The organism is Chromobacterium haemolyticum (assembly GCF_009936155.1).
Lineage (GTDB): Bacteria > Pseudomonadota > Gammaproteobacteria > Burkholderiales > Chromobacteriaceae > Chromobacterium > Chromobacterium haemolyticum.
Genome location: NZ_AP019312.1, coordinates 1,544,101 through 1,569,681 on the forward strand (window position 1 = coordinate 1,544,101; position 25,581 = coordinate 1,569,681).

General features: G+C 61.4%; 24 protein-coding genes and 2 tRNA genes. 15 read left to right on the forward strand and 11 right to left on the reverse strand.

From position 1 onward, the window contains the following. Positions 1–344 precede the first annotated feature (344 nt). From GYH29_RS07200 to tgt, 7 genes are all read right to left on the reverse strand, one after another. A complete protein-coding gene (locus tag GYH29_RS07200; RefSeq protein WP_107731782.1) occupies positions 345–1,166 on the reverse strand; it encodes an MBL fold metallo-hydrolase in 822 nt (273 codons plus the stop codon). Positions 1,167–1,169: 3 nt separating this feature from the next. After that, complete coding sequence (gene mutL, locus GYH29_RS07205; protein WP_043591774.1) at positions 1,170–3,071, reverse strand: DNA mismatch repair endonuclease MutL; 1,902 nt, start codon at positions 3,069–3,071, stop codon at positions 1,170–1,172. A gap of 212 nt (positions 3,072–3,283) precedes the next feature. Next, a complete protein-coding gene (locus GYH29_RS07210; protein WP_039756039.1) occupies positions 3,284–3,928 on the reverse strand; it encodes a DedA family protein in 645 nt (214 codons plus the stop codon). A gap of 81 nt (positions 3,929–4,009) precedes the next feature. Beyond that, complete coding sequence (gene secF / locus GYH29_RS07215) at positions 4,010–4,945, reverse strand: protein translocase subunit SecF (protein ID WP_019103233.1); 936 nt, start codon at positions 4,943–4,945, stop codon at positions 4,010–4,012. Positions 4,946–4,954: 9 nt separating this feature from the next. After that, positions 4,955–6,802 carry a protein translocase subunit SecD gene (secD, locus tag GYH29_RS07220; RefSeq protein ID WP_043591625.1) on the reverse strand — a complete coding sequence of 616 codons (1,848 nt, stop codon included), beginning with the start codon at positions 6,800–6,802 and terminating at the stop codon, positions 4,955–4,957. A 68-nt stretch (positions 6,803–6,870) separates the two neighbouring features. Beyond that, entirely contained in the window at positions 6,871–7,197 is a 327-nt protein-coding gene (gene yajC, locus GYH29_RS07225) for a preprotein translocase subunit YajC (RefSeq protein ID WP_019103235.1), read from the reverse strand. Positions 7,198–7,328: 131 nt separating this feature from the next. Further along, positions 7,329–8,444, reverse strand: coding sequence for a tRNA guanosine(34) transglycosylase Tgt (gene tgt / locus GYH29_RS07230; RefSeq protein ID WP_019103236.1), 1,116 nt, complete (start codon positions 8,442–8,444; stop codon positions 7,329–7,331). A gap of 161 nt (positions 8,445–8,605) precedes the next feature. Here tgt and GYH29_RS07235 point away from each other — a divergent pair. The 11 genes from GYH29_RS07235 to GYH29_RS07285 all read left to right on the forward strand — a co-directional run bounded on the left by GYH29_RS07235 (position 8,606) and on the right by GYH29_RS07285 (position 16,959). Further along, positions 8,606–8,682 (forward strand) — tRNA-Val (locus GYH29_RS07235). 174 nt (positions 8,683–8,856) lie between these two features. Continuing rightward, the gene (gene thrS / locus GYH29_RS07240) at positions 8,857–10,758 is read left to right on the forward strand and encodes a threonine--tRNA ligase (RefSeq protein ID WP_019103237.1); all 1,902 of its coding nucleotides are present in this window, start codon (positions 8,857–8,859) and stop codon (positions 10,756–10,758) included. A 41-nt stretch (positions 10,759–10,799) separates the two neighbouring features. Beyond that, on the forward strand, positions 10,800–11,324 hold the full coding sequence (gene infC / locus GYH29_RS07245) for a translation initiation factor IF-3 (RefSeq protein WP_081556240.1): 525 nt from the start codon (positions 10,800–10,802) through the stop codon (positions 11,322–11,324). A gap of 167 nt (positions 11,325–11,491) precedes the next feature. Continuing rightward, positions 11,492–11,689: a 50S ribosomal protein L35 gene (gene rpmI, locus GYH29_RS07250; protein WP_019103239.1), complete on the forward strand. Its 198-nt coding sequence runs from the start codon at positions 11,492–11,494 to the stop codon at positions 11,687–11,689. Between the two features lie 12 nt (positions 11,690–11,701). Further along, on the forward strand, positions 11,702–12,061 hold the full coding sequence (gene rplT / locus GYH29_RS07255) for a 50S ribosomal protein L20 (protein WP_019103240.1): 360 nt from the start codon (positions 11,702–11,704) through the stop codon (positions 12,059–12,061). 152 nt (positions 12,062–12,213) lie between these two features. Further along, positions 12,214–13,197 (forward strand): phenylalanine--tRNA ligase subunit alpha, encoded by a 984-nt coding sequence (pheS, locus tag GYH29_RS07260; RefSeq protein WP_019103241.1) that lies wholly within the window; start codon positions 12,214–12,216, stop codon positions 13,195–13,197. Between the two features lie 21 nt (positions 13,198–13,218). Further along, positions 13,219–15,576: a phenylalanine--tRNA ligase subunit beta gene (gene pheT / locus GYH29_RS07265; RefSeq protein ID WP_161523436.1), complete on the forward strand. Its 2,358-nt coding sequence runs from the start codon at positions 13,219–13,221 to the stop codon at positions 15,574–15,576. A 75-nt stretch (positions 15,577–15,651) separates the two neighbouring features. Beyond that, positions 15,652–15,954, forward strand: coding sequence for an integration host factor subunit alpha (locus GYH29_RS07270; protein ID WP_019103243.1), 303 nt, complete (start codon positions 15,652–15,654; stop codon positions 15,952–15,954). Further along, positions 15,935–16,288 carry a MerR family transcriptional regulator gene (locus GYH29_RS07275; protein ID WP_019103244.1) on the forward strand — a complete coding sequence of 118 codons (354 nt, stop codon included), beginning with the start codon at positions 15,935–15,937 and terminating at the stop codon, positions 16,286–16,288. Before GYH29_RS07270 ends, GYH29_RS07275 begins: the two co-directional genes overlap by 20 nt. A gap of 30 nt (positions 16,289–16,318) precedes the next feature. Then, positions 16,319–16,395, forward strand: a tRNA-Pro gene (locus GYH29_RS07280). Positions 16,396–16,662: 267 nt separating this feature from the next. Further along, positions 16,663–16,959, forward strand: a complete 297-nt coding sequence (locus GYH29_RS07285; RefSeq protein ID WP_161523437.1) for a putative quinol monooxygenase — start codon at positions 16,663–16,665, stop codon at positions 16,957–16,959. Positions 16,960–16,992: 33 nt separating this feature from the next. On the opposite strand, the gene GYH29_RS07290 is transcribed toward GYH29_RS07285, so the two are convergent. Continuing rightward, a complete protein-coding gene (locus GYH29_RS07290; protein ID WP_107731784.1) occupies positions 16,993–18,582 on the reverse strand; it encodes a hypothetical protein in 1,590 nt (529 codons plus the stop codon). 150 nt (positions 18,583–18,732) lie between these two features. Beyond that, positions 18,733–19,299: a GNAT family N-acetyltransferase gene (locus GYH29_RS07295; protein WP_019103247.1), complete on the reverse strand. Its 567-nt coding sequence runs from the start codon at positions 19,297–19,299 to the stop codon at positions 18,733–18,735. A gap of 150 nt (positions 19,300–19,449) precedes the next feature. Here GYH29_RS07295 and GYH29_RS07300 point away from each other — a divergent pair, with 150 nt between their 5' ends. Continuing rightward, positions 19,450–20,853, forward strand: a complete 1,404-nt coding sequence (locus tag GYH29_RS07300) for an NAD(P)/FAD-dependent oxidoreductase (RefSeq protein WP_161523438.1) — start codon at positions 19,450–19,452, stop codon at positions 20,851–20,853. A gap of 133 nt (positions 20,854–20,986) precedes the next feature. Here GYH29_RS07300 and GYH29_RS07305 read toward each other — a convergent pair whose 3' ends face one another. After that, entirely contained in the window at positions 20,987–21,742 is a 756-nt protein-coding gene (locus tag GYH29_RS07305; protein WP_161523439.1) for an AraC family transcriptional regulator, read from the reverse strand. Between the two features lie 394 nt (positions 21,743–22,136). Between GYH29_RS07305 and GYH29_RS07310 the strand changes: the two genes are divergently transcribed. Then, entirely contained in the window at positions 22,137–22,532 is a 396-nt protein-coding gene (locus GYH29_RS07310) for a nuclear transport factor 2 family protein (protein WP_081576252.1), read from the forward strand. Positions 22,533–22,789: 257 nt separating this feature from the next. On the opposite strand, the gene fabI is transcribed toward GYH29_RS07310, so the two are convergent. Continuing rightward, positions 22,790–23,578 (reverse strand): enoyl-ACP reductase FabI, encoded by a 789-nt coding sequence (gene fabI, locus GYH29_RS07315; protein WP_043591772.1) that lies wholly within the window; start codon positions 23,576–23,578, stop codon positions 22,790–22,792. A 226-nt stretch (positions 23,579–23,804) separates the two neighbouring features. Between fabI and trxA the strand changes: the two genes are divergently transcribed. Both trxA and rho read left to right on the forward strand, forming a co-directional pair. Next, positions 23,805–24,131: a thioredoxin TrxA gene (gene trxA, locus GYH29_RS07320; RefSeq protein ID WP_039755088.1), complete on the forward strand. Its 327-nt coding sequence runs from the start codon at positions 23,805–23,807 to the stop codon at positions 24,129–24,131. A gap of 123 nt (positions 24,132–24,254) precedes the next feature. Then, positions 24,255–25,511 (forward strand): transcription termination factor Rho, encoded by a 1,257-nt coding sequence (gene rho / locus GYH29_RS07325; RefSeq protein WP_043591613.1) that lies wholly within the window; start codon positions 24,255–24,257, stop codon positions 25,509–25,511. The last annotated feature ends 70 nt before the right edge of the window (positions 25,512–25,581 follow it).

Consider the following 25,581-nt stretch of genomic DNA (forward strand, 5'->3'; position numbering starts at 1 on the left):
TCTTGGAAAAAGGCGGGGGCGAAAGGCCGGCGGGAAGCGCCGACTTGTATTTAAGTTGTATTAAAGTTGTATGTAAGTGGTATTGGGTCTAAGCATGTGCATGGAGGGACTAAGCACACACCTGTTCTTTTTTTCAGGTGTATTTACGCGGCTGTTTGCTAGTGCCAGAGCGGGAGCGATTTTCCCAACCGGTCAAAGCCCGGCTGGGCGGCGCTTACGCTGTTTGGAGGCTTGGGATAGGGGAGGCGCGGCGGGCGGAATGCTGCAATGCGGCACGTCGGCCGTGAATAATGGCGAAGCGAGGGAACTGTCGTTTTTTCGCGGCAGGAACTGTCGAAACCGGTTTAGTCGAAGCTCAGTTGACTGCCGGCGGCGATGGAGTGCTGGCGCGCCAGCGCGTGGCGGGCGTAGCCGGTGCAGTGGCAGGCGTGCAGGCGCTCCGGCGCCAGCTGCTGGAAGTAGCGGCGGGTCCGCCAGACGCGCCACGGCGCCGCGCTGCGCAGATGAAAGCCGCCTATCACCGCGTGGACGCGCGGCTCGGCGCAGACTTCGCGCGCGTAGTCGACGATGTGGCGGATGCCGGAATGAGCGCAGCCGCTGAAGATGATCAGGCCTTGCTCGCCGCGGCGGACCAGCGCCGAGTCGTCGGCCACCGGGTCCGGCCGGCTGCCGCGCGCGTCGACGAGGCGGCCCAGCGCGCCGCGCCCTTCGGCGTGGCGCAGCCGCGGAATCTGACCGAGGAAGACATAGCGGTCGGCGAAGGCGTGAGGCTGGGCGTGCAGTTGCAGCTCGAAGCTGGTTTCCAGTTCGGAGGCGGCAAGCGGCGCGCCCAGCTTGCGCAGCGTGATTGGCCCCAGCCGCGCTTCGCGCGCTCGGAAGGCCTCGGGGTGGGCCAGCAGCGGGAGCGGCGGCGCCGCGCGTTCGCGCAGCAGCCGGCTTAGCGCCGGCAGGCCGCCGCTATGGTCGTAATGGCCGTGGGAGAGCACTACCCGGCTCAGCGTGGCGAGATCGACGCCCAGCTGGCTGGCGTTGTACAGCAGCGCGTCGCTGCGGCCGGTATCGAACAGGATGCGCTCTTCGCCGTCCTCGATCAGCAGCGCCAGGCCGGGTTCGGCGATCAGGTCCGGCCGCAGGCTGTGGTTTTCCGCCAGAACGGTGACGCGCATCGTTTATTGGCCGCGCATGAACAGTTTGTCCAGCTCGCGCATGGACAGCCGGGTCCAGGTGGGGCGGCCGTGGTTGCACTGGCCGGAGCGTTCAGTGGCTTCCATGTCGCGCAGCAGCGCGTTCATCTCCGGCAGCGTCAGCTGTCGGTTGGCGCGCACCGCGCCGTGGCAGGCCATGGTGGCCAAGAGTTCGTTGCGGCGCTCGGTCAGCACCTGGCTGAGGCCGAATTCGCGCACGTCCTTCAGCACTGCGCGCGCCAGATCCACCGGGTTGCCGTCCTTCAGCCACACCGGCACGCCGCGCACGGCGATCTGGGTGGGGGACAGCGGCGCCAGTTCTATGCCCAGCCGCTTCATTTCCTCGCCGTGTTCGTGGGCGGTCGCCACTTCCATGCGATCGGCGGCGAAGGATACCGGCAGCAGCAAGGGCTGCATTGGAATGGTGTCGGCTTCCAGCGCGGTTTTTAGTTGTTCGTAGACGATGCGCTCGTGGGCGGCGTGCATATCCACCAGAATCAGCCCGTCTTCGCACTGGCTGAGGATATAGACGCCGTGTAGCTGCGCCAGCGCGAAGCCCAACGGCGGAATGCCGTCCGTGCTTTGCGGCAGCGCGGCCACGCGCTGCGGCGGCAGGCTGTATTCCACGGGCGCCGGCGCGGCGGCCTGGGCGCGCTCTTCCTCGCGAAGACCGCCGAACAGCTTGTCGTAGATGCCGGTGGCTTCCCTGGCCACGTGCAGCGGCATCGCCTGCTGCTGGTAGCGGAAGCCGGTTTGCGGCGAGGAGCCGCCGGGAGGAGGAGCGGCGGGGCGGCTGAATGATTTGTCGAACAGCGGCGCGGATTCGCCCTGGGTCAGCGCGGGAGCGGCCGCCACTTCGCTATCCGCATTGGCGATCTGAACGGTAGGCGCGGCGCCGGCGGTGGTGCTGGCCAAGGCCTTGTGCACGCTGTGGAACAGGAATTGGTGGATGGCCTGCGATTCGCGGAAGCGCACCTCGATTTTGGTCGGGTGCACGTTGACGTCGACGCCGGACGGCTCCATGGTCAGGAATAGCGCGTAAGCGGGGTGGCGCTCGTGGTGCAGCACGTCGCGATAGGCCTGACGCAGCGCGTGCAGTGCGGTCTTGTCGCGGACGAAACGGCCGTTGACGTAGAAGTACTGGGCGTCGCGGCTGGCCTTGGAATAAGTGGGAGAGGCGACGAAGCCGCTGAGCGTCAACGGACCGGCGGCGGTGTCGATTTCGATGGCGGCGGCGACGAAGTCCTTGCCCAGCATCGCGGCCACGCGTTCGGCCAGGCTTTGCGCCGGCAGGCGCCAGATGACCTTGCCGTTGTGACGCAGCATGAATTCAACGTGCGGATGCGCCAGTGCGATGCGTTCGAAAACGGCTTCGCAATGCGCGTATTCGGTATTCTCGCTTTTCAGGAATTTGCGCCGGGCCGGAGTGTTGAAATAGATATCCACCACTTCCACGCTGGTGCCGGGCGAGTGGGCCGCAGGCTCCACCGGGTGCAGCGCGCCGTCGATGGCGATGACTTGATGAGCGTGTTCCGCGTTCGGCGGCCGGCTGACCAGGGTCAGCCGCGACACCGAGGCGATGCTGGCGAGACCCTCTCCGCGGAAGCCCAGCGTGGAGACGTTTTCCAGATCGTCCAGCGAGGCGATCTTGCTGGTGGCGTGGCGGTCCAGCGCCAGCGCCAAGTCTTCCGCCGCGATGCCGCTACCGTTGTCTGTGACGCGCAGCAGCTTGATGCCGCCCTGGGCCAGGTCCACTGTGATCTTGGAGGCGCCCGCGTCCAGGCTGTTTTCCAGTATTTCCTTGAGCGCGGAAGCGGGGCGTTCCACCACTTCGCCGGCGGCGATCTGGTTGACGAGGTGGTCGGGCAGGCGTTGGATGCGTTTCATGGGCGGCATTGGGGCTTGATGTCAAAGCAAAAGGCCGCGCGAAGAGCTTGTTCAATGTCTGCTGCGCGTCGGCGATACGGCGTTGAAATCGTCTTCAGAATGCTCATGTACCGTCTGTACACTCCGCTTCTTCAGTCGTTTTCGCCTTGCCTCGCCTTGGCTCGCGAGACTTTAGAACAGGTCTTGGGCGGCCTTGTCGATTCTACTACGGATCAGCCGCGGGCGGCCGCGCGCTTGTGGCGCCAGATTTCAATCAACCCCGGCAGGAAGGAAACCAGGATGATGCCGAAGATCAGCAATTCCAGGTTTTTTCGCACAAAGGGCAGGTTGCCGAAGAAGTAGCCGGCGTAAGTGAAGCCGACCACCCAGGCGATGGCGCCGACCACGTTGTAGCGCAGGAACTGCGGGTAGTGCATTTTGCCGATGCCGGCGACGAAGGGCGCGAAGGTGCGCACGATGGGCACGAAGCGGGCGAAGATGATGGTCTTGCCGCCGTGGCGTTCGTAGAAGGCGTGGGTCCGGTCCAGGTATTGCGGTTTCAGGATGCGAGGGAATTTCTCGAACAGCTTCATGCCGACATTGCGGCCGATGGCGTAATTGGTCGCGTCGCCGAGAATGGCGGCGACGATCAGGAGCAGCACCAGCAAGTGCGGGTTCATCTGGCCCATGGCCGCCAGCGCGCCGGCGACGAACAGCAGCGAGTCGCCGGGCAGGAAGGGGGTGACCACCAGCCCGGTTTCGCAGAACACGATCAGGAACAGGATGGCGTAGATCCAGGGGCCGTAGGCGGCCACCAGCTGGGACAGATGAGTGTCGATGTGCAGGATGAAGTCGATCAGAAAAGTGATGGCTTCCATGATGTCGTTGCGCTCGGTCTGGGGGTACTTGGGTTGGAAGTAACGCTGGCCGGACAAGCCGGCCAGCGTTTGGAGAAATGATCAGACGACCGCTTCTTCTTTTGGTTTCACCGGCTTGATCATGTGCTCGCGTTTCACGCCCAGCCACAGGGCGATCGGGCTGGCCACCAGCACCGACGAGTAAATGCCGAACACGATGCCGATGGTCAGCGCCATGGCGAAGCCGTGCAGCGCCGGGCCGCCGAACAGCAGCATGGACACCACCATCATCTCGGTGGAGAAGTGGGTGATGATGGTGCGGCTCATCGTGGCGGTGATGGCGTTGTCGATGACCTCGGCCACGCTATGGCCCTTCATGCCCGGTTTGCGGAAGTTCTCGCGAATCCGGTCGAACACCACCACCGATTCGTTGACCGAGTAACCCAGCACCGCCAGGATGCCGGCCAGCACGGTCAGCGAAAACTCCCAGCGGAAGAAGGCGAAGCAACCCAGGATGATCACCACGTCGTGCATGTTGGCGATGATGGCCGCGATGGCGAAACGCCATTCAAAGCGAATGGCCAGGTAGATCATGATGCCCACGCACACCAGGATAGTAGCGGTCAGGCCATGAGTCACCAGTTCCTCGCCCACGCTGGGACCTACGAAGTCCACTTTGCGCAGCTGTACGCCGCTGTCGGCGGCCTTGAGCATGCCCATCACTTTTTCAGACAGCTGGGCGGAAGTGACGCCCGGCTTGTTGGGCAGGCGTATCATCACGTCGCGGCTGCTGCCCAAGCTCTGCACTGTGGATTCGCCCAGCTTCAGCTCATCCACTTTGTCGCGGATGGCGCCCAGATCGGCGGACTGCTGGTACTGCACTTCCAGCACGGTGCCGCCGGTGAACTCCACGCTGTAGTTCAGGCCGCGGGTGGCCAGAAAGAACACGGCCAGGATGAAGGTCACCAGCGAGATGGTCGTGGTGAGCCGGCCGTAGCTCATGAACGGGATGTCCCGTTTGATGCGGAAAAGCTCCATGTCCGGTCCTTATCCTTTGTTTTCCGGTTTCCACACTTGGCCAATGGCCAGCGTGGTGAGTTTGCGGCGGCGGCCGTACCACAGGTTGACCAAGCCGCGGGAAACGACTACCGCGGAGAACATCGAGGTCAGGATGCCCAGGCTGTGCACCACGGCGAAGCCGCGAACCGCGCCGGAGCCGAAGATCAGCAGGGCAAGGCCGGCGATCAAGGTGGTGACGTTGGAGTCCAGAATGGTGTGCCAAGCGTGGGTGTAGCCGGCCTGGATCGCCGAGTGCGGCGGCACGCCGTTGCGCAGTTCCTCGCGGATGCGCTCGTTGATCAACACGTTGGCGTCGATGGCCATGCCCAGCGCCAGCGCGATGGCGGCGATGCCGGGCAGGGTCAGCGTGGCCTGAATCATCGACAACAGCGCCAGCAGCAGGAACACGTTGATCGCCAGCGACAGCGCGGAGAACACGCCGAACATGCCGTAGTACAGGATCATGAAGGTGGCGATGGCGGCGAAGCCCCACAGCGTGGCGTGGAAGCCCTTCTCGATGTTTTCCTGACCCAGGCTAGGGCCTACGGTGCGCTCTTCGACGATATTCATCGGCGCGGCCAGCGAACCGGCGCGCAAGAGCAGCGCGGTGTCGTTGGCTTCGGCCGGGTTCATGCTGCCGGAGATCTGTACGCGGCCGCCGCCGATTTCGGAGCGGATCACCGGCGCGGTGACCACTTCGGCGCGGCCTTTTTCCACCAGCACCATCGCCATGCGCTTGCCGATGTTCTCAGCGGTTACCTGACGGAAGATGGAGGCGCCGGCGGAGTCCAGATTGATGTGGACGGCGGGCGCGCCGTTTTCGTCGAAGCCGGCCTGGGCGTCGTTGATATTGTCGCCGGTCAGCTCAACGTCCTTGCGCACCAGGATTTTCTGCACGCCGCGCGAAGAGGCTTCGTCCAGCAGCTCGTAGCCCGCAGGCACGTTGCCGGCCATGGCGTCGGCCATCTTGCTCGGGTCATCCTCCACCATGCGCACTTCCAGGGTGGCGGTGCGGCCGATGATGTCCTTGGCGCGAGCGGTGTCCTGAATGCCGGGCAACTGCACGACGATGCGGTTCGGGCCGTTTTGCTGAATGATGGGCTCGGAAGTGCCCAGTTCGTTGACGCGGTTATGCAGCGTGGTGATGTTCTGTTTGACCGCGTCGCCTTGGATCTTGGTGATCTCCTCCGGCTTCAGGGTCAGCGTCAGCCGGTAGTTGCTGTCGTCGCTCTTGACGGTGAGCGAGGGCAGGCTGCGGTAGACCACGTCCTGCGTGGACTTCAGCGTGTCGGCGTCGCGCAGTTGCACTTCCAGCGTATTGCCGTTGCGTTTGATCGCGCCGTAGCGGACTTTCTTGTTCTTCAGCTCGCGGCGCAGGTCGCCGGCGTAGCGTTCCATCGTCTTGTCGATGGCGGCCTTCATGTCCACTTCCAGCAGGAAGTGCACGCCGCCGCGCAGGTCGAGGCCGAGGAACATCGGATGCGCCTTCAGGCTGGTCAGCCAGGCGGGGGAGGCGGACAGGAGGTTCAGCGCGATGATGTAATTGTCACCCAGCGCGTGCTGGATGGCGTCACGCGCCTTCAACTGGGTGTCGGCGTCCTTGAAGCGGACTCGCAGGCTGGCGCCGTCAAGGAACAGGCCGTCGGGAGAGATGTTCTGCGCCTTCAGCGCCTCTTCCACGCGCGTCATCACGGCGGTGTCCACCGGAATGGATTGGCGCGAGCTGGAGACCTGGACCGCGGGAGTCTCGCCGTAGAAATTGGGCAGCGTGTAGATCGCGGAAAGGATCAGGGCCACCGCAATGACGAGGTATTTCCAAAGAGGGTAGCGGTTCATGTTTTAGTTCGGGAAAAGAAAATGAACCGGCCACCGGCAGCGCGCTGCGGTGGCCGTCGGCTGAATCCTTAAAGCGACTTCAGCGTGCCTTTTTCCAGCTTGGCGGAAACCGAGCCGCGCTGAACGGTAATTTCCACGCCGTTGGCGATTTCCAGGGTCAGGAACTGCTCACCGATCTTGGCTACGCGGCCAACGATGCCGCCTTGGGTGGCGACTTCATCGCCCTTCTGAATTTCCGACAGCATCTTCTGATGCTCTTTCATGCGCTTCTGCTGAGGGCGAACCATCAGGAACCAGAACAGCACGAAGATGGCGATCATCGGCAGGAAACCCATCAGATCGAAACCTCCTGCTGCGGCGCCGGTGTTGGCGAAGGCGGGGCTGATAAAGGACATCAAACTACTCCCTTAGATTATGTATTGTTATGGCTGGTCAAAATAAACGGACCATTGTAGCCATGCTGGTCCGCTTTTTCCAATGCTTGCAACGGTCAGGCCTGTGACAGGCCGACCGCGCAGGTGGTTCCTCAGTTGACGCCGCGGGCGCGCTTGGCGGCGAACTCCAGGCGGAAGTCTTCGAAACGATCCTCCTCGATGGCGCGGCGCATCTGGCGCATCAATTCCTGGTAATAGTGCAGGTTGTGGATGGTGTTGAGGCGGGCGCCCAGAATTTCGCCGACGCGGTGCAGGTGGTGCAGGTAGGCGCGGCTGAAGTTGCGGCAGGCGTAGCATTCGCACTCTTCATCCAGCGGGCGCTTGTCGTCCTTGTAGCGCGCGTTCTTGATTTTGACGTCGCCCCACTGGGTAAAGATCCAGCCGTTTCGCGCGTTGCGGGTTGGCATTACGCAATCGAACATGTCCACGCCGTTGGCCACGCCGTGCACCAGATCCTCCGGCGTGCCCACTCCCATCAGGTAATGGGGTTTTTCCGCGGGTAGCATGTCCTTCAGCTCGGTCAGCATCCGGTACATTTCCGGTTTGGGCTCGCCCACCGACAGGCCGCCGATGGCGATGCCGTCGAAGCCCACCTGCATCAGGCCTTCCAGCGACTCCTGGCGCAAATCGGTATATAGGTTGCCCTGAACGATGCCGAACAGCGCGTTGGGGTTTTTCAGATCGTCGAAGGCGCGGCGGGAGCGCTCGGCCCAGCGCAAGCTCATCTGCAGAGACTTCTGCGCGGTGGCGTGGTCCACCTGGCCCGGCGTGCATTCGTCCAGCTGCATTACGATGTCTGAGTTGAGCACGGTTTGAATCTTCATCGAGATTTCCGGGCTCAGAAACAGCTTGTCGCCATTGATCGGGCTTTGGAAAGTGCAGCCTTCCTCGGTCAGCTTGCGCATATCGGACAGGCTGAATACCTGAAAGCCGCCGGAGTCGGTGAGGATGGGCTTGTCCCAGCCGATGAATTCGTGCAGGCCGCCGAACTGTTCGACGATCTCCAGTCCCGGGCGCAGCCACAAGTGGAAGGTGTTGCCCAGGATGATCTGGGCGCCGATGTCGTTCAACTCGACCGGGCTCATCGCCTTGACCGAGCCGTAAGTGCCCACCGGCTGGAACACCGGCGTCTCCACGGTGCCGTGGTTCAGCTCCAGCGTGCCGCGCCGCGCGCCGCCGGAGGTTTTATGTACGGTAAACTTCAGCATGATTCGGGGATTGCTCTGGTATGTTTGTTTAGCAAAATCAGCCGGCTAGTATACCGTAAGCCGCGTCCGCTGGGGCTTTGTTCCCATTTCTCCCTTGAGGCCGATGAAAAAAAACGCTTGCCAAGACGGGTGGGCTTGTTTAGTATTCGCAACTCGACGACAGGCACGTAGCTCAGCTGGTTAGAGCACCACCTTGACATGGTGGGGGTCGTTGGTTCGAGTCCAATCGTGCCTACCAAATTCAAACGCATGGAGCGTTACAAGTGTACAACTTGCGAACTACCACAACCCGACATACTCACGCTAGCTGAGCCTTGCGGGTTGTTCCATGCAAAAAAAGTGCGGCTCAGGCCGCACTTTTTTTTTATCCTTCGCTTTCTAAAAATTTCTCTCTCGCCTTGTTGGAGTTGACATGCCAGACATTCGCTTGCCGGACGGCTCGATCCGTTCGTTCGATAAACCGGTGACGGTTCATGAAGTGGCTGCGTCCATCGGCGCCGGGTTGGCGCGCGCGGCGCTGGCCGGCCGCGTCGACGGCGTGCTGGTGGACACTTCCCACACCATCGCTCGCAACGCCGATCTGGCCATCATCACCGATAAGGATGCGGACGGTCTGTCCATTATTCGTCACTCCACCGCTCACTTGCTGGCCTATGCCGTCAAGGAACTGTTCCCGGAGGCTCAGGTCACCATCGGGCCGGAGATCGAGAACGGCTTCTACTACGACTTCGCCTACAAGCGCCCGTTTACGCCGGAAGACTTGGCCGCCATCGAAAAGAAAATGGCCGAGCTGGCGAAAAAGGACATTCCGGTGGAGCGCTACGAGCTGCCGCGCGATGAGGCCATTGCCTACTTCAAGAGCATAGGCGAGGCCTATAAGGCCGAGATCATTGAGTCCATCCCGCAAGGCGAGGTGTTGAGCCTGTATCGCGAGGGCGAATTCACCGATCTGTGCCGCGGCCCGCACGTACCGTCCACCGGCAAGCTCAAAGTGTTCAAGCTGATGAAGGTGGCCGGCGCTTACTGGCGCGGCGACAGCAAGAATGAAATGCTGCAGCGGGTTTACGGCACCGCCTGGGCCAAGAAGGAAGACCTGGACGCCTATCTCTATATGCTGGAAGAGGCGGAAAAGCGCGATCATCGCAAACTGGGCGTGCAGTTGGACCTGTTCCACCTGCAGGACGAGGCGCCGGGCATGGTGTTCTGGCACCCCAAGGGCTGGCAGTTGTGGCAGAGCGTCGAGCAATACATGCGCGACAAGCTGAACCGCGAAGGCTATAAGGAAATCCGTACCCCTATGATGATGGACGCCCATCTGTGGGAGCGTTCCGGTCACGCCGCCAACTACCGCGAAAACATGTTCATCACGGAGTCGGAAAAGCGCGACTACGCGGTCAAGCCGATGAATTGCCCCGGCCATGTGCAAGTATTCAACAGCGGCCTGCGTTCCTATCGCGACCTGCCGCTGCGTTATGCGGAGTTCGGCTCCTGCCACCGCAACGAGCCCTCCGGCGCGCTGCACGGCATCATGCGCGTGCGCGGCTTTGTGCAGGACGACGGTCACATTTTCTGTACCGAGGATCAGATCAACCAAGAGGCCAAGGATTTCCATCGTCTGGTGATGGAAGTGTACGAGCGCTTCGGCTTTGACAAGGTGGCGATCAAGCTGGCGCTGCGTCCGGAAAAGCGCATCGGCGCCGAAGAAACCTGGGACAAGGCTGAAGAAGGCATGCGCGAAGCGCTGCGCGCATGCGGCGTGGAGTGGGAAGAGTTGCCGGGCGAGGGGGCGTTCTACGGCCCCAAGATCGAATATCATATCAAGGATGCGCTGGGCCGCTCCTGGCAGTGCGGCACCCTGCAGTTGGACTTCATGCTGCCGGAGCGTCTGGATGCCGAGTACGTGGCCGACGACAATAGTCGCAAGCGCCCGGTGATGCTGCATCGCGCGGCGTTGGGTTCGCTGGAACGTTTCCTCGGCATCCTGATCGAAAACCATGCCGGCGCCTTCCCCTTGTGGCTGGCTCCGGTGCAAATGGTGGTGATGAATATCACCGAAGCGCAGGCCGAATACGCGGCCGATGTGGCCGCGAAACTGCGCGAACAAGGCTTCCGCGTTGATCTTGACTTGAGAAACGAGAAGATCGGCTATAAAATTCGCGAGCACAGCCTGCAAAAGTTGCCGTACCAGATTATCGTCGGCGACAAGGAGAAGGCTGGCGAGTTGGTTGCCGTACGCTCCCGCGGGGAAGACCTGGGGCAGCTTACGCTGGATGCGCTCATTGCGCGCCTCAAGGCTGAGATGCCTGAGGCCTGATTCCGGCGGCGGCAGGCATTGAGTTTAGATTAATAGGAGATTTGGCTATAGCTCAGGAACGCGAAGCACGGATCAACGGCGAGATTACCGCCCGTGAAATTCGTCTGGTAGGTAAAGAAGGTGAGCAGATTGGTGTTGTCAGTCTGCGTGAGGCAATGGCGCTGGCGGAGGAAGGTGACGTGGATTTGGTGGAAATCTCCCCAACCGCGCAGCCTCCGGTATGCAAGCTGATGGACTACGGCAAGTACAAGTACGAGCAGTCCAAGAAGCGTCACGAAGCCAAGCAGAAGCAGAAACAGGTTCAGATCAAGGAAATCAAGTTCCGTCCGGGTACCGACGACGGCGACTACAACGTCAAGTTGCGCAACTTGACCCGATTCCTGGCTGACGGCGACAAGGCCAAGGTCACCCTGCGCTTCCGCGGTCGTGAGATGGCCCACCAGAACATCGGTTTGGAATTGCTTAAGCGAGTCGAAGCCGACTTGTCCGAAATTGCGGTTGTTGAGCAGTTTCCCAAGCTCGAAGGCCGCCAGATGGTCATGATGATTGCGCCGAAGAAGAAATAATCGGTATAATCATCAAATCGACACGGCAGGGTTCGCTCTGCCGTGTTGATTTTGTAGGTCGGCAACGATCTGCCCAAAAGCGTGACACGATGGTTTTTCAAGCGTTTCCAGATCCGTCTGGCAACCACCTCGCGTCTAATCTAATCAAAATTCAGCAGGAGCAGTCCATGCCGAAAATGAAAACCAAGTCGAGCGCGAAAAAGCGTCTCAAAGTACTGGGCAATGGTGGTGTAAAGCGCTCTTACGCGTTCAAGCGTCACATCCTGACCAAGAAAACCACCAAGAACAAGCGCCAACTGCGTGGCACTACCATGGTAGATAGCACCAACATGGCCTCTGTTCGCGCAATGATGCCCTACGCTTAAGGAGACTAAAATATGCCACGCGTAAAACGCGGTGTAACCGCTCGTGCTCGTCACAAGAAAATCCTCGCACTGGCGAAAGGCTATCGCGGCCGCCGGAAGAACGTCTATCGCATCGCCAAACAGGCGGTGATGAAAGCCGGTCAGTACGCTTACCGCGACCGTCGTCAGAAAAAGCGTCAGTTCCGTCAACTGTGGATTGCTCGTATCAACGCAGCTGCTCGTGAAAACGGCCTGCCGTACAGCAAATTCATGAACGGCCTGAAAAAAGCCTCTATCGAAATCGACCGCAAGGTCCTGGCCGACCTGGCCGTGTTCGACAAGCCGGCTTTTGCACAGATCGTCGAAAAGGCGAAAGCAAGCCTCGCTGCTTAATCGCCCGGACGGATCAAAAGGGAGGCACATGCCTCCCTTTTTTTAATGCGGCCAAGCCGCGAGCATGATTCAAGATCAAGACGGTTGGCCAGACTCGCTCGGGTTCTGGGGCGCGTGTGGCCAGCTTTCTTTCGCATACGGTGTGGAACACGATGAACAACGTTGACGCGATTCTCCAATCCGGCCTGACCGCGCTAGCCGCGGCGGCCGATCTCGTTGAATTGGAGCAGGTCAAGGCCCGCTATCTGGGCAAGAGCGGCGAGTTGACCGAACTCCTGAAGCAGCTGGGCAAACTGCCCGCTGAAGAGCGCAAGGCCGCCGGCGCCACCATCAACGTGGCCAAGCAGGCTTTTGAGGCCGCGCACAAACAGCGCCTTGATCAAATGAACGCCGCCAAGCTGGAGGCGCAACTGGCTGCCGAGGCGCTGGACGTGACCCTCCCTGGGCGCGGCAGCAACGGCGGCGGCTTGCATCCGGTGGCGCTGACTTTGGAGCGCATCGCCGGCCTGTTCCGCACCATGGGTTTCGAAGTGGCGGACGGTCCAGAGATCGAAACCGATTTCTATAATTTCCAAGCGCTGAACATCCCGGAAAACCATCCCGCGCGCGCGATGGCCGACACCTTCTACGTGGAAGGCGGCGACGTGTTGCGCACGCATACCAGCCCGATCCAGGCGCGCTTCATGATGAGCAATCAGCCGCCCATCAAGATCGTGGCTCCGGGCCGCGTATATCGCGTCGACTCCGACGCCACCCATTCGCCGATGTTCCACCAGATGGAAGGCTTGTGGGTGGAAGAGGGCGTGTCCTTTGCCGATCTCAAGGCGGTGGTGACCGATTTTCTACGTCGTTTCTTTGAACGCGACGACCTGCAAGTGCGCTTCCGTCCATCCTTCTTCCCCTTTACTGAACCGTCGGCGGAAATCGATGTGCTGGGCGAGCGTGGTTGGTTGGAAGTGGGCGGTTGCGGCATGGTGCACCCCAATGTGTTGCGCAATGTCAACATCGACCCGGAGAAGTACACCGGCTTCGCCTTCGGCATCGGTCTCGACCGCTTCGCCATGTTGCGCTACGGCGTCAACGACCTGCGGCTGTTCTTCGAGAACGACCTCAACTTCCTGAGACAGTTCAACTGATCGCGTACGGAGCCGAATACTATGCAATTTTCCGAACAATGGCTGAGAAGCTGGGTTAATCCGTCGCTGAGCACCGACGAACTGTCCTACCTGCTGACCATGGCGGGTTTGGAGGTGGAGGAAGTCAACGCCGCCGCGCCGGCCTTCAGCGGGGTGGTGGTGGCTGAAGTCAAGGAAGTGGCCAAGCATGAAAACGCCGACCGCCTGCGTGTGACCAAGGTGGACGTGGGAACTGGCGAACTGGTGCAGATCGTCTGCGGTGCGCCCAATGTCGCCGTGGGCCTGAAGGTGCCTTGCGCCTTGCCCGGCGCCGCGCTGCCCGGTGATTTCAAGATCAAGCCGACCAAAATGCGCGGCGTCGAATCCAACGGCATGCTGTGTTCCGGCAAGGAGCTTGGTGTGCCGGACGAGGCCGACGGCCTGCTGGTGCTGCCGGCCGATGCGCCGACGGGACAGAGCATTCGCGACTACCTCGGCCTGGACGACCAGCTGTTCACGCTGAAAATCACCCCCAACCGAGCCGATTGTCTGTCCATTCGCGGCATCGCCCGCGAAGTGGCGGCGCTGACCGGGGCGGAACTCGCGGCGGTGGTCATTCCCGCCGTGGCGCCGGTCATCGACGACGCGCTGTCGGTGAGCATAGACGCTAAATCGGGTTGCGGCCGTTACCTGGGGCGCGTGCTCAAGGGCGTCAACGCCGCCGCCGCCACGCCGGAATGGATGCGTCGCCGTCTGGAACGCGCGGGCCTGCGTTCGATTTCCGCCGTGGTCGACATCACCAACTATGTATTGCTGGAGCAAGGTCAGCCCATGCACGCCTTCGACCTGGCCAAGCTGGACGGCGGCATCGTCGTGCGCATGGCCAAGGACGGCGAAGAACTGCTGTGCCTGAACGAGAAAACCGTCAAGCTCAAGCCGGACTACATGGTGATCGCGGACCAGAGCAAAGCACTGGCCATCGCCGGCATCATGGGCGGCGAGCACAGCGGCGTGACCACCGGCAGCACAGACATTTTCCTGGAAAGCGCTTTCTTTGCTCCGGAAGCGATTGCCGGCAAAGCGCGCGAGCTGGGTTTCGGTTCGGATTCCTCTTTCCGTTACGAGCGCGGCGTGGACTTCCAGCTACAGCGCGATGCGATGGAGCGCGCCACCCGCCTGGTGTTGGACATCTGCGGGGGGCAACCGGGCCCGGTGGTGGAAGCCGCGGCCGAGTTGCCGCGCCGCGGCGAGGTCAAGCTGCGCGTGTCGCGTTGCGCCAAGCTGTTGGGCGTGACGCTGAGCAGCGAACAGATCGGTGAAATTCTAAGCAGGCTGGGTTTGACTCACCGCCTGGATGGCGAGGTTTTCACCGTGGAGGCGCCGTCTTTCCGCTTCGACATCGCGATTGAGGAAGATTTGATCGAGGAGGTGGCGCGGGTTTACGGCTACGACGCGATTCCTGCAGACGCCCCGCGTTCCGGCATGCGCATGCTGGCGCAGCGGGAAGAGCTGCGGCCCCGCGATCAAATCCGCCATCTGCTGGCGGCCCGCGACTATCAGGAAATCGTCAGCTACGCCTTCGTCGACGAAGCCTGGGAGCGTGATTTCGCCGCCAACGAGCAGCCGGTGCGTCTGATCAATCCGATCGCCTCGCAGATGAGCGTGATGCGCTCCACCTTGATCGGCGGCTTGGTGGATGTGTTGGTCGGCAACATCAACCGCAAGCAGCCGCGCGTGCGCGTGTTCGAAGTGGCGCGCGTATTCAATAAATCCGCCGACTGGTTCGACCAGCCGGAAAGAGTGGCCGGTCTCGCTTGGGGGCCGCGCTTGCCCGAGCAGTGGGGGGTCAAGGCGGAGCGAGTCGACTTCTTCGATGTCAAAGCCGATGTCGAAGCCCTGCTGCATCCGCAGCAAGCCAGCTTCCGCAAGGCAGAGCACCCGGCCTTCCATCCGGGCCGCTGCGCCGAGGTGCTGGTGAATGGCCTGGCGGTGGGCGTGATTGGCGAACTGCATCCCAAGTGGGCGCAGCAATATGATTTGTCCAGCGCTCCGGTGTTGTTTGAATTGGATCTGGCCGCTGTGGAAGCTCGGCAGCCTATCAAGGCGCAACCGGTGAGCAAGTTCCAGGCGGTGCGCCGCGATCTGGCGCTGGTGGTGGACGAGGCGGTGGAAACGGAGCAATTGCTGGCCTGCTTCGCCAAGCACGGCGTCGCCATTGTCAGCGAAGTGGCTTTGTTTGACGTTTATCGCGGCAAAGGCGTGGAAGAAGGCAAGAAGAGTCTGGCCTTCCGCGTGATGTTGCAGGACAATAGCCGCACGCTGACCGACGAAGATGTGGAGCCGGCGCTTAAAGCCCTGCTGGACGGCGTTGCCGCCGAGCTGGGCGCTCAGCTGCGCTGAGCCCAAGGCGTGGAGCCCGCCGGCTTGTCGGCGGGCTTTTGAATGATTAGAAATATTGATGTGTGAGAGGGTGACATGACTTTGACCAAGGCTGAGCTGGCCGACATGCTGTTTGATCAAGTGGGTCTGAACAAGCGTGAAGCCAAGGACATGGTTGAATCGTTTTTTGAAGAAATTCGCCAGGCCTTGGAGTCCGGAGATTCCGTCAAATTATCCGGTTTCGGTAATTTCCAGTTGCGCGACAAGCCGCAGCGTCCGGGTCGCAACCCCAAGACCGGGGAAGAGATTCCCATCACCGCGCGACGTGTGGTAACGTTCCACGCTAGTCAGAAACTCAAGGGAATGGTCGAGCAATTCCATGCCAACAAGCAAGGCTGATCTGCCGTCGATACCGTCCAAGCGTTACTTCACCATCAGCGAAGTGAGCGAGCTCACCGGCGTCAAGCCGCATGTGCTGCGCTATTGGGAGCAGGAGTTCTCCCAGCTGCGTCAGGTGAAGCGCCGCGGCAACCGCCGCTACTACCAACATCACGAAGTGTTATTGGTCAGACGCATTCGCGGCTTGTTATATGACGATGGTTTTACCATTCACGGAGCCCGCCAGCGATTGGGCGCGGACGGCCAGGAAGTGCGCCCGGCAACGGCCCAGGAGGTGAGGACCGAGTTGGAGGCGATTTTAGAATGGCTCGATTCAGGGCTTGGCAAAAATTAAAAAGCAGTTTAGAATACGTTTCTCTCGAGTCGGGGCGTAGCGCAGCCTGGTAGCGCACCTGCATGGGGTGCAGGGGGTCGGAAGTTCGAATCTTCTCGCCCCGACCAAAGAATTCCAAAAGTATCAAATATTTAAAGCTCTGCATTTGCAGAGCTTTTTTTATTTTCCCCTCCGAAATTTAGAAATTCCTCCAGTAACATCAAACTCGGCAGGTTAGGCGCAATGAATCGGTCTAACTCAGCCGGTCATTCCGTCTATATGTTTTTATCGCTTGAGGCGGAGCCGAACCATTTGTCTTGGCGCTTGCCGTATTTCAGTGGCTGCCGCGAATGCGCGCGGCGGCGTGTCGTTGACTTTATGTAAGGATTGCCACGTTGCATGTAGTTGCCGTGATTACCGCCAAACCAGGGCAGCGCGCCGTAATCTTGCAAGAGCTGAATGCGATCGTGCCCCTGATGCGCGAGGAAGAGGGTTGCATTGAATACGGCCCGGCTCTGGACCATGCGGATTCTCCGCAGCCGTTTGGGGCGGACAGTTTGGTGGTAATGGAAAAATGGGCAAGCAAGGCCGCGCTGGATCGGCATCTGGACGCGCCGGCGCTGCGGGGCTTTATCGCCGCGACCGAGGGCGCGGTGGCCGGACTGTCCGTGCATGTGTTGAGCCCGGTCTAGACCGGCCTACCCGTGTTCAGCCGGCCTTGCCGGCTATTTTTTTGGGCAGGGCTCGGCTAACGGCGCTTCTATGGGCAGCCGTTGCAACTCTCCGTTGAAAAAGCTGCGCTCGCTGCGGCGCAAGGAGGGAAGCAAGGCTTGGAGGCGGGAGAGCGTGTCGGCAGCTTTCTGTCCGGCGCCCTGCTCATGCAACAGGAACCATGCGGCTTCCAGCAATAGATTGGCTTGTTGCAAGGGAGGGAAGGCGGCCTTGCCGGCTAGCTGCTCGTCCAGCGCCAGGACCGCCGCCGAGGACCAGCGGCTAAAGCCCTTGGCCGGGGACAAGGAGGCGTGCAAGGGATGCAGGGCGGCGATGGCGGTTTCCAGCGCCAGCGGCTGTTGTGCGCGGAAAGCGGCCAAGCTGCGCGAGCGCGGTGGCGGACAGTTGCCGCGTGCGATACGCAGGATGAAAATCAGGTTCCAGGCGGAGCCGCTGCCGTAGCCGAAACGGTCGCAAATCCATTCGGATAGGCCAAGCCAGCGCATTGCTTGCAGTTGCACCGCGCTCACCTGCTGTTTTCGTTCCGGGTCGATCAAACCTTGCTGCCAGAACAGCCACAAGCACCAACCGATATTGGCGGCCACATGTTGGGCGGCGTCGATCGAATCCGCCTCGTAAGCTGCCTCCAGTGCGCCGCTCAGCGCTTGCAGAGCCGCGCCGGCCTGGTCTTGCTGGCGCGCTATGCCCGCGCCGCTGGTGGCGGCGTGCTTGTGCAACAGCGCCATCAGATTCAGACATTCGAAGCGTACCCGCGGGTTGTAGCGGAATACCGGTTGCAGCTCCGGCGAGGTTTGCAGATGCTCCAGCATGGTCTGAGCCGCTTCGGCATCGCCATGCGTGTAGCGTTCCCAGGCTCTGACGATGCAGGCCATGGCGGCGAAAGTAGGGTGGGCGTGATGCACGCTGCCGGCGTCCAGCACTCGGTCCAGCCGTTTCAGCGCGCTGCGGCTGCCGTCCAACTGGGCGCTGCGGCGCCAGGCCAGGCTTTCCTTCATCAAAGCCAGAGCCTGTTGAAAATCGTCATCGGCGAACTGGCGCGCAACGTGGAAGGATTCAGCTATCTGACGGCTGGGACGGCGTCCGAAACCGTCGTATTCATCGCGGATCGCTTGCGCCATCTGCTGCCAGAAGCGCATGTCGCGCATCAGGTAGGACAGATCGCCGGCCGGGTTTTCCGCCCGCTCCCTGCGCAGGCCCAGAAAGTGTTCCAGCCAATCTCGCTCCACCTCTACACCGCCGGCGCTGAAACGCAGTCGCGAGGCCATGTCGGCCGTCAGCCAGAATGGACCGCGGCTGCGCCCGTTCAACGGCAGGGTGGCGATGGGCTGGCCGTGAGCGGCTCCCCAGCCCGCTTGCACGCCCCAACGCGCGAAATCGGCGAAAGCGCGCGAGATCAGCATGCGGATATTGTTTTGGCCAGGGAAGCCGAGCCGCAAGGCTGCTGCGGGCACCGAGCCGTCGCCAAAATGGTGGGCATGCCAGAGACGGGCCAACAGCCAAACGGACTGACCGCGGGCGGCTTCGCCCTGGACTCGGTAGGGCGCGGATAACTCGATTTCGATGATGTCGGGCGTTTCGATCATGGTGGTTGGGTCGCTTGCGGATTGGCGGAACAGAGCGCCGGTAGGGACTGAGGCTGGCGTTTGTCGCGGAAGGAATGATTCTACCGCTCCGCATTGGTGTTTTGATCGCGCCGGACCGTCGTTTGCTTCGGCCCGACGGCGTCTCGCGGTTTACCAAAGCTTGTCGATATCCCCCGGGTAGAGCGCAATCTCGCAATGCTCGAAGCGCGCGGCCATTTGCTTGGCCTTGCCGCTGAAAAAGCTGGCCATCGTCGCTTTATCGAATTGGCTGCTGGGAAACGGAGAGGCCGGCGTGCCGCCGATCAAGACGGCGCCAGGCAGTTCGCTCCAGCCGCAACTTTGATAAAAGCGCCGCAGGGGACGGTCGCAAGTGAAGATGCCGAGATCTGCGCCATTGGCTTGCATGGTTTCGCGAGCGGAGGCGGCCAGCAGTCGCCCCAAGCCGCGGCTGCGATCCTCGGGCTGAGTGACCATGCAGCTGATGCCGCTGGCCTGGAAGTTCTCGTCCGCGTGGCTTAGCTGCTTGCTGAGGATGTCCAGCGCCGACAGCACCCGACGGTTCTCCACCAGCAACAGCGACAGCGGCCCCAGCGCGGGATCGTGAATGGGGTCGGGGCGGGTTGGCGGTTCGCCAGGCCAGGCCAGGTTTTGCAGTTCGAGAACTTGCATGCGCAGTTCTGCGGGCACTTCCGCTTCGGGAAAAATCAGAATTTCCATAAGCTGGTTCTCGCAATGGACGGGTATGGTCGACCTTCATGATAACAGCGTTGGCGACACGGCCGAGCCTAAGAACCTGTTTACGATCTCGCCCTTGCTCGCGATATCGTAAACAGGTTCTTAGCCGGTTGGCCGCAACAAGGAGAGCGCATGTCCTCACTGACTCAAGCCTGTCTATGGCTGGATCAAAGCCCCGCCGAGCCGCATTGGCCGCCGTTGACGCAATCGGCGCGCTGCGATGTGGCGGTAATCGGCGGCGGCTATACCGGCCTTTGGACGGCTTACTACCTCAAGCGCATGGCGCCGGAGCTGGATGTGGCGGTGCTGGAAGCCGAAACTTGCGGCTATGGCGCGTCTGGGCGCAACGGAGGCTGGCTGATCGGAGGACTGGCCAATCAGGATGCCCATTTGCTCAGGCTGGACGGCGAGCGGCGTGAACAAGCGCGGCGGCGGTTGTTCGGCATTGTCGACGAGGTGGCCGAGATCTTGGCGCGGGAGCGCATCGATTGCGACTTTGCCCATGGCGGGGTGTTGTACGCGGCGGCGCGCTATCCGGAGCAGGAGGCAATGGGACGGAACTGGCTGCGGGAGTTGCGACGGGCGGGGCACGGCGAAGCCGACTTTCGATGGCTGGACCGCAAAGAGGCACAAGAGCAGTTGGGTGCGCGCGATGTGCGCGGCGGGGTGTTCTCGCCGCATTGCGCGGTGATTCAGCCGGCCTGGCTGGCGCAAGGCCTTGCGCGGGCCGCGGCGCGGCTGGGGGTGCGGATTCATGAGCGCAGCCCGGTGCGCCGGCTCGCTCCCGGCGTGGCGGGGTTGGACGGCTGCGAGTTGCGCGCCGACGTCATCGTGCCGGCGCTGGAAGGCGCGGCCGGGCAGTTTTCCCGCTTGGCGCGTTGTCTGCTGCCGGTGCAGAGCCTGCTGTTGGCCACTGAGCCGTTGTCGTCTGCTCAATGGGATGAGATTGGCCTGGCTGATCGTCAGGCTTTCGGCGATTTGAGCCGGATGGTGACTTACGGGCAACGCAGCGCGGACGGCCGCCTGGTGTTTGGCGCGCGCGGGGGCTACCGGCTGGGCGGCCGTGAACGATGGAACTTTGATCCGGGCAGCGATGAGTTCGCTTGGCGCGAGCGTCTGCTGCGTCAATTGTTGCCGGCGCTGGGCGCTACGGAGGTTGAGTACCGCTGGGGCGGCACCTTGGGCGTGGCGCGCGCTTTCACGCCCTATGCGCTGTATGACCGGCGGGCCGGCATCGCCATGGCCGGCGGTTACGGCGGCGAGGGCGTGGGGGCGTCTAACTTGATGGGGCGCACGCTGGCGGAATTGATCCTGGAGCGAGACGGCGATTTGACCTCCATGCCCTGGGTCATGTCTGAAGGGCGTTTGGAGCAGGTGCGCCGTTGGGCTCCGGAACCGGTTCCATGGCTTGGCTATCATCTGGTGCGCAGCGCCTACGCGCTGGAGGAGAGGCTGTGCGCCGGAGGCTCCGCGCCCGCATGGGCTCGGCGGAGCGCGGGCAAGTTGGCCGCGGCGCTGGAGTCGCTGCTGGCTTGAAGGCGGGCATGCGATATGGCCGCCGCTCATGTCGCGACGCACTTCTTGTGGTCTCGCCTTTGCTCGCGAGATCGTGGAACAGGCTCTCAGGGTGGGTTGTTGATCGAGGCGTTGGCTGGGCTGTTCAGTGGGTTCAAGAGCCTGAGTTTTCGCTGAAGGCGTCCGCGGACCAGCCCAATAACTGGGTTGGCGTGTGGCCGAAGGCCTGGCGGAAGGCGGCGATGAAGGCGCTGGGGCTGTCGTAGCCGCAGCGCCAGGCCGCGACGCCGACGGCTTGGCCGGCCGATAAATATTCCAGGGACTTCAATAGCCGCAACCGGCGGCGCCAGGCCTGGAAGCTGAGCCCGGTTTGTTCTGGAAACAGGCGGCTCAGGCTGCGCCCGCTGAGGCCGGCCCATTGCGCCCAGTCGTCGCGCGAGCGGGGGTCATCGGGCGCTTCCGTCAAGGCGTCGGCGACGCGGCGCGCGCGCCGGTCTTGCGGCAGCGGCAGGCTCAGGCTCAAGGATGGACATTGCTCCAATTCGTCCAGCAAGACCTCCAGCAGCCGCTGTTCTCTGGGAAGAGGCGGAACGGCGAAGTCCAGCGCGCGCCGCATGATGGCGGGGAGCAGCGCATCGCAGGCGATGGCTTGCGCGTAGGCGGGAAGCCGGTCGCAGGCCGCTGCGGCAAGGCGGAGGCTGATGCCGTCTATCAGGCCGTGACGATGCGAGGCGTGGCGCACGCCGGGAGGAATCCAGACCAAGTGGCCGGGCGGCAGCCAGAGCCGGCCGTCGTCGGTGGCGATGCTTAGCACGCCGTGGCGCAGCAAGCTCAGCTGGCCGCTGTCATGGCTGTGCCAGGCGTCGGGGTCGGCGGCGTGGTGATGGATGCGGTTGGCGGCGATCAGCATGGTCTTGGCCTGTTTGAGCTATCCGTTGGCATTATAGCGATAACGCGCCGCCGCCGCGGGGCGTGATACTGGCCACGGTGGCGGCGAGGCATGGGCCGCGTCGCCCTTTATCGACATCTGTCCCTACTAACTAAGAGCGGCTAACAAAACCCCTGATGCTGCGTTGTCCGGATTTGCCGTACTCAATGTACTGTCTGCGTCGGCGCGCCTTGCCTCAGCCGTGAAACTGAGTTTTGTTAGCCACTCTAAGAATGTGTTTACGACCCAGCGAGACAAGGCGAAAACGGTTGAGAAAGCCGAATGTACAGGTGGTGCATGAGCATTTTGAATGCTGGTTTCAATGCCGCATCGTCTACGCGAGGCAGATCGTAAACCGGTACTAAGGAGCAAAACCATGCAAGACACCGCTATCACTGTGGTGAGGGAACTATTCGAATGCGCATTGCTGAGCCCGGAACTAGACGAAAGCCGCTTGGCCCGACTGGTGCATCCGGACTACCGGCAGCAGGCGGACGGCCGCAATCTGGATTACCCCGCTTTCGTCAGGCATTTGCGCCATTTGAAGCGGGAGTGCAGCCGGGTCGGCCTTGAAATCCTGAGCTGGGCGGAGCAGGGAGAGCGGCTGTTCACCCGCCATTTGGTTACCGCGGACAAGCGGGACGGCGGTCAGGTGCGGATGCTGGTCATCGCCGAGTTTTGTGTGCGCGACGGCATGGTGCGCGCCTGCGATGAACTAACCCATATGCTGGGCGGGGTGGCTGAGGATAGAGATCTGGGTTCTCGTTACTGACGACTGCTTGGGCCGGGTTTATGACGGCCTGGCCCATTACGGAGCGGATCATCGATATTCAATGTGATTTGGCCGCATGACTTTATAATCAGGCGTTGGCGTCCCTTGAATATCAGCCACATTGTTTTTAATGCAATAGCGCTCCGCTTATCTATTTTCAATGAGATTAATCTTGGAGCAAATGACGGTGTGGCGGTTTATCGGCAAGGATAAAAAAATGGACCCGGCGGGTCCATTTCGATATGGCGGCGATTGAATCAGGCTTCCGGAACGTTCAGCGAGTTGATGCTGAAGCCAGCGTCGACATAAGTGATTTCACCGGTAATGCCGGAGGACAGATTGGACAACAGGAAAGCGGCGGTATTGCCCACTTCCTCGGTGGTGACGTTGCGGCGCAGACAGGACTGTCCGGCGGCCATGGCCAGCAGTTTGGAGAAGCCGGAAATGCCGGCGGCGGCCAGGGTCTTGATCGGGCCCGCGGAAATGCCGTTGACGCGGATACCGTCCTTGCCCAGGCTGGCGGCCATGAAGCGCACCGAGGCTTCCAGGCTGGCTTTGGCCAGGCCCATCACGTTGTAATTCGGGATGGCTCGCACCGCGCCCAAGTAGGACAGGGTCAGCAGGGCGGCGTTGCGGCCTTGCATCATCGGGCGCGCGGCCTTGGCCAGCGCCGGGAAACTATAGGCGGACACATCGTGCGCGGTCTGGAAAGCTTCGCGGCTCAGCGCATCCAAAAAGTCGCCTTCCAGCGATTCGCGCGGGGCGAAGGCGATGGCGTGCACCAGGCCGTCCAGGCCGTCCCATTCCTTGCCGAGGTCGGCGAACAATTTATTGATTTCTTCGTCGTTCTGCACGTCGCAGCGGAAAACCAGCTTGGAACCGAAGTCCGCGGCCATTTCGCGCACGCGGTCTTCCAGTTTGTCCACCACATAGGTGAACGCCAGTTCCGCGCCTTCGCGATGACAGGCCTGGGCAATGCCGTAAGCGATGGAGCGGTTGGAGATCATGCCGGTAATCAGAATCTTTTTGCCTTGCAGAAAGCCCATTTGGAGTCCTTCTCGGAATAAACAGCTGCGCATTATACCGAAGCCTGGGCGTTTCAGCAGCGGCATTGTCGGCCAGGTCAAGTGGTTCCAGGTGGTATATAAGGGAAGAACGAAGAGCGAACCCGGCGGCGCGCTCCGGATTTCCGGTTGCTCCGGCACTCCGCGCTTGCTACCATCACACATCAATTGCAGTAGATGCACCACCAAAATATTTAGCGAGGAAACCATGAGCGATCTCATCCACCACGTAAGCGATGACAGTTTCGATACCGATGTTCTGAAAGCCGACCTGCCGGTGCTGGTCGATTATTGGGCCGAGTGGTGTGGTCCGTGCAAGATGATCGCTCCCATCCTGGACGAAGTGGCCAAGGAATACGAAGGCCGCCTGAAAGTGGTGAAGCTGAACATCGACCAAAACGAACTGACGCCGCCGAAATTCGGCATTCGCGGCATCCCGACGCTGATGATTTTCAAAGACGGCCAGGTTGCCGCCACCAAGGTGGGCGCGCTGGCCAAGAGCCAGTTGACCGCCTTCATTGACAGCCAACTGTAAAGCGTCTATTCTCCAGCAAAATCTCAAAACGGGTAGCGATAGACGCGTTGCCCGTTCCATTTTTACGCCACCCTCCGAATTCAGCGTTCCGCTAAATCGTTACCGAGTCGACCTACGGCTGCTATGCACTTATCTGATCTAAAACATCTTCATGTTTCCGAACTCGTTGAAATGGCCATTTCCAACGAGATCGACGGGGCCAATCGACTGCGCAAGCAGGATTTGATCTTCGCCTTGCTGAAAAACCAGGCCAAAAAAGGCGAGAGCATTTTCGGCGAAGGTACCCTGGAAGTGCTGCCGGACGGTTTCGGTTTCCTGCGCAGCCCAGACACCTCCTATCTGGCCGGCCCGGACGACATCTATGTCAGCCCGTCGCAGATTCGTCGCTTCAACCTGCATACCGGCGATTCGATCGAAGGCGAGATCCGCACTCCGAAGGACGGCGAGCGCTATTTCGCGCTGGTCAAGGTGGACAAGGTCAACGGCGAAGCGCCGGAAAACTCCAAGCATAAGATTCTGTTCGAGAATCTGACGCCGCTGTTTCCCACCGAGCAGTTCAAGCTGGAACGCGACATCCGCGCCGAAGAGAACATCACCGGCCGCATCATTGATCTGATCTCGCCGATCGGCAAGGGTCAACGCGGTCTGCTGGTGGCGCCGCCGAAGTCCGGCAAGACCGTGATGCTGCAACACATCGCCCACGCCATCACCGCCAACCATCCGGAAGCGGTGCTGATCGTCCTGTTGATCGACGAGCGTCCGGAAGAAGTGACCGAGATGCAACGTTCGGTCAAGGGCGAAGTGGTGTCTTCCACCTTCGACGAGCCCGCCACCCGCCACGTGCAAGTGGCCGAGATGGTGATCGAGAAGGCCAAGCGCCTGGTGGAGCACAAGAAGGACGTGGTGATTCTGCTGGATTCCATTACCCGCCTGGCTCGCGCCTACAACACCGTGGTGCCGGCTTCCGGCAAGGTGCTGACCGGCGGCGTGGACGCCAACGCACTGCAGCGCCCCAAGCGTTTCTTCGGCGCTGCGCGCAATGTGGAAGAGGGCGGCAGCCTGACCATCATCGCCACCGCGCTGATTGATACCGGCAGCCGCATGGACGATGTGATCTACGAAGAATTCAAGGGCACCGGCAACAGCGAAATCCATCTGGAGCGCCGCATGGCGGAGAAGCGCATTTTCCCGGCGCTGAACATCAACCGCTCGGGCACTCGCCGCGAAGAACTACTGATTCCGCAGGATCAGTTGCAGCGGATCTGGGTGCTGCGCAAGTTGCTCTACCCGATGGACGATCTGGAAGCGATGGAATTCCTGCAGGACAAGATCAAGGCCACCAAGTCGAACCAGCAGTTCTTCGACTCGATGCGCCGTTAAGAGTGTTTCAAGCAGAAATGCTCAGCCATGTGCCAGGCTCGCCGCCTGGCATTTTTTTTGCCCGCATCCG

Excerpts from the sequence above, each read along its gene's own strand:
- GYH29_RS07200 (WP_107731782.1), bottom strand. The coding sequence starts at position 1,166 with ATGCGCGTCACCGTTCTGGCGGAAAACCACAGCCTGCGGCCGGACCTG.
- mutL (WP_043591774.1), bottom strand. The coding sequence starts at position 3,071 with ATGAAACGCATCCAACGCCTGCCCGACCACCTCGTCAACCAGATCGCC.
- GYH29_RS07210 (WP_039756039.1), bottom strand. The coding sequence starts at position 3,928 with ATGGAAGCCATCACTTTTCTGATCGACTTCATCCTGCACATCGACACT.
- secF (WP_019103233.1), bottom strand. The coding sequence starts at position 4,945 with ATGGAGCTTTTCCGCATCAAACGGGACATCCCGTTCATGAGCTACGGC.
- secD (WP_043591625.1), bottom strand. The coding sequence starts at position 6,802 with ATGAACCGCTACCCTCTTTGGAAATACCTCGTCATTGCGGTGGCCCTG.
- yajC (WP_019103235.1), bottom strand. The coding sequence starts at position 7,197 with ATGTCCTTTATCAGCCCCGCCTTCGCCAACACCGGCGCCGCAGCAGGA.
- tgt (WP_019103236.1), bottom strand. The coding sequence starts at position 8,444 with ATGCTGAAGTTTACCGTACATAAAACCTCCGGCGGCGCGCGGCGCGGC.
- thrS (WP_019103237.1), top strand. The coding sequence starts at position 8,857 with ATGCCAGACATTCGCTTGCCGGACGGCTCGATCCGTTCGTTCGATAAA.
- rpmI (WP_019103239.1), top strand. The coding sequence starts at position 11,492 with ATGCCGAAAATGAAAACCAAGTCGAGCGCGAAAAAGCGTCTCAAAGTA.
- rplT (WP_019103240.1), top strand. The coding sequence starts at position 11,702 with ATGCCACGCGTAAAACGCGGTGTAACCGCTCGTGCTCGTCACAAGAAA.
- pheS (WP_019103241.1), top strand. The coding sequence starts at position 12,214 with ATGAACAACGTTGACGCGATTCTCCAATCCGGCCTGACCGCGCTAGCC.
- pheT (WP_161523436.1), top strand. The coding sequence starts at position 13,219 with ATGCAATTTTCCGAACAATGGCTGAGAAGCTGGGTTAATCCGTCGCTG.
- GYH29_RS07270 (WP_019103243.1), top strand. The coding sequence starts at position 15,652 with ATGACTTTGACCAAGGCTGAGCTGGCCGACATGCTGTTTGATCAAGTG.
- GYH29_RS07275 (WP_019103244.1), top strand. The coding sequence starts at position 15,935 with ATGCCAACAAGCAAGGCTGATCTGCCGTCGATACCGTCCAAGCGTTAC.
- GYH29_RS07290 (WP_107731784.1), bottom strand. The coding sequence starts at position 18,582 with ATGATCGAAACGCCCGACATCATCGAAATCGAGTTATCCGCGCCCTAC.
- GYH29_RS07295 (WP_019103247.1), bottom strand. The coding sequence starts at position 19,299 with ATGGAAATTCTGATTTTTCCCGAAGCGGAAGTGCCCGCAGAACTGCGC.
- GYH29_RS07300 (WP_161523438.1), top strand. The coding sequence starts at position 19,450 with ATGTCCTCACTGACTCAAGCCTGTCTATGGCTGGATCAAAGCCCCGCC.
- GYH29_RS07305 (WP_161523439.1), bottom strand. The coding sequence starts at position 21,742 with ATGCTGATCGCCGCCAACCGCATCCATCACCACGCCGCCGACCCCGAC.
- GYH29_RS07310 (WP_081576252.1), top strand. The coding sequence starts at position 22,137 with ATGCAAGACACCGCTATCACTGTGGTGAGGGAACTATTCGAATGCGCA.
- fabI (WP_043591772.1), bottom strand. The coding sequence starts at position 23,578 with ATGGGCTTTCTGCAAGGCAAAAAGATTCTGATTACCGGCATGATCTCC.
- trxA (WP_039755088.1), top strand. The coding sequence starts at position 23,805 with ATGAGCGATCTCATCCACCACGTAAGCGATGACAGTTTCGATACCGAT.
- rho (WP_043591613.1), top strand. The coding sequence starts at position 24,255 with ATGCACTTATCTGATCTAAAACATCTTCATGTTTCCGAACTCGTTGAA.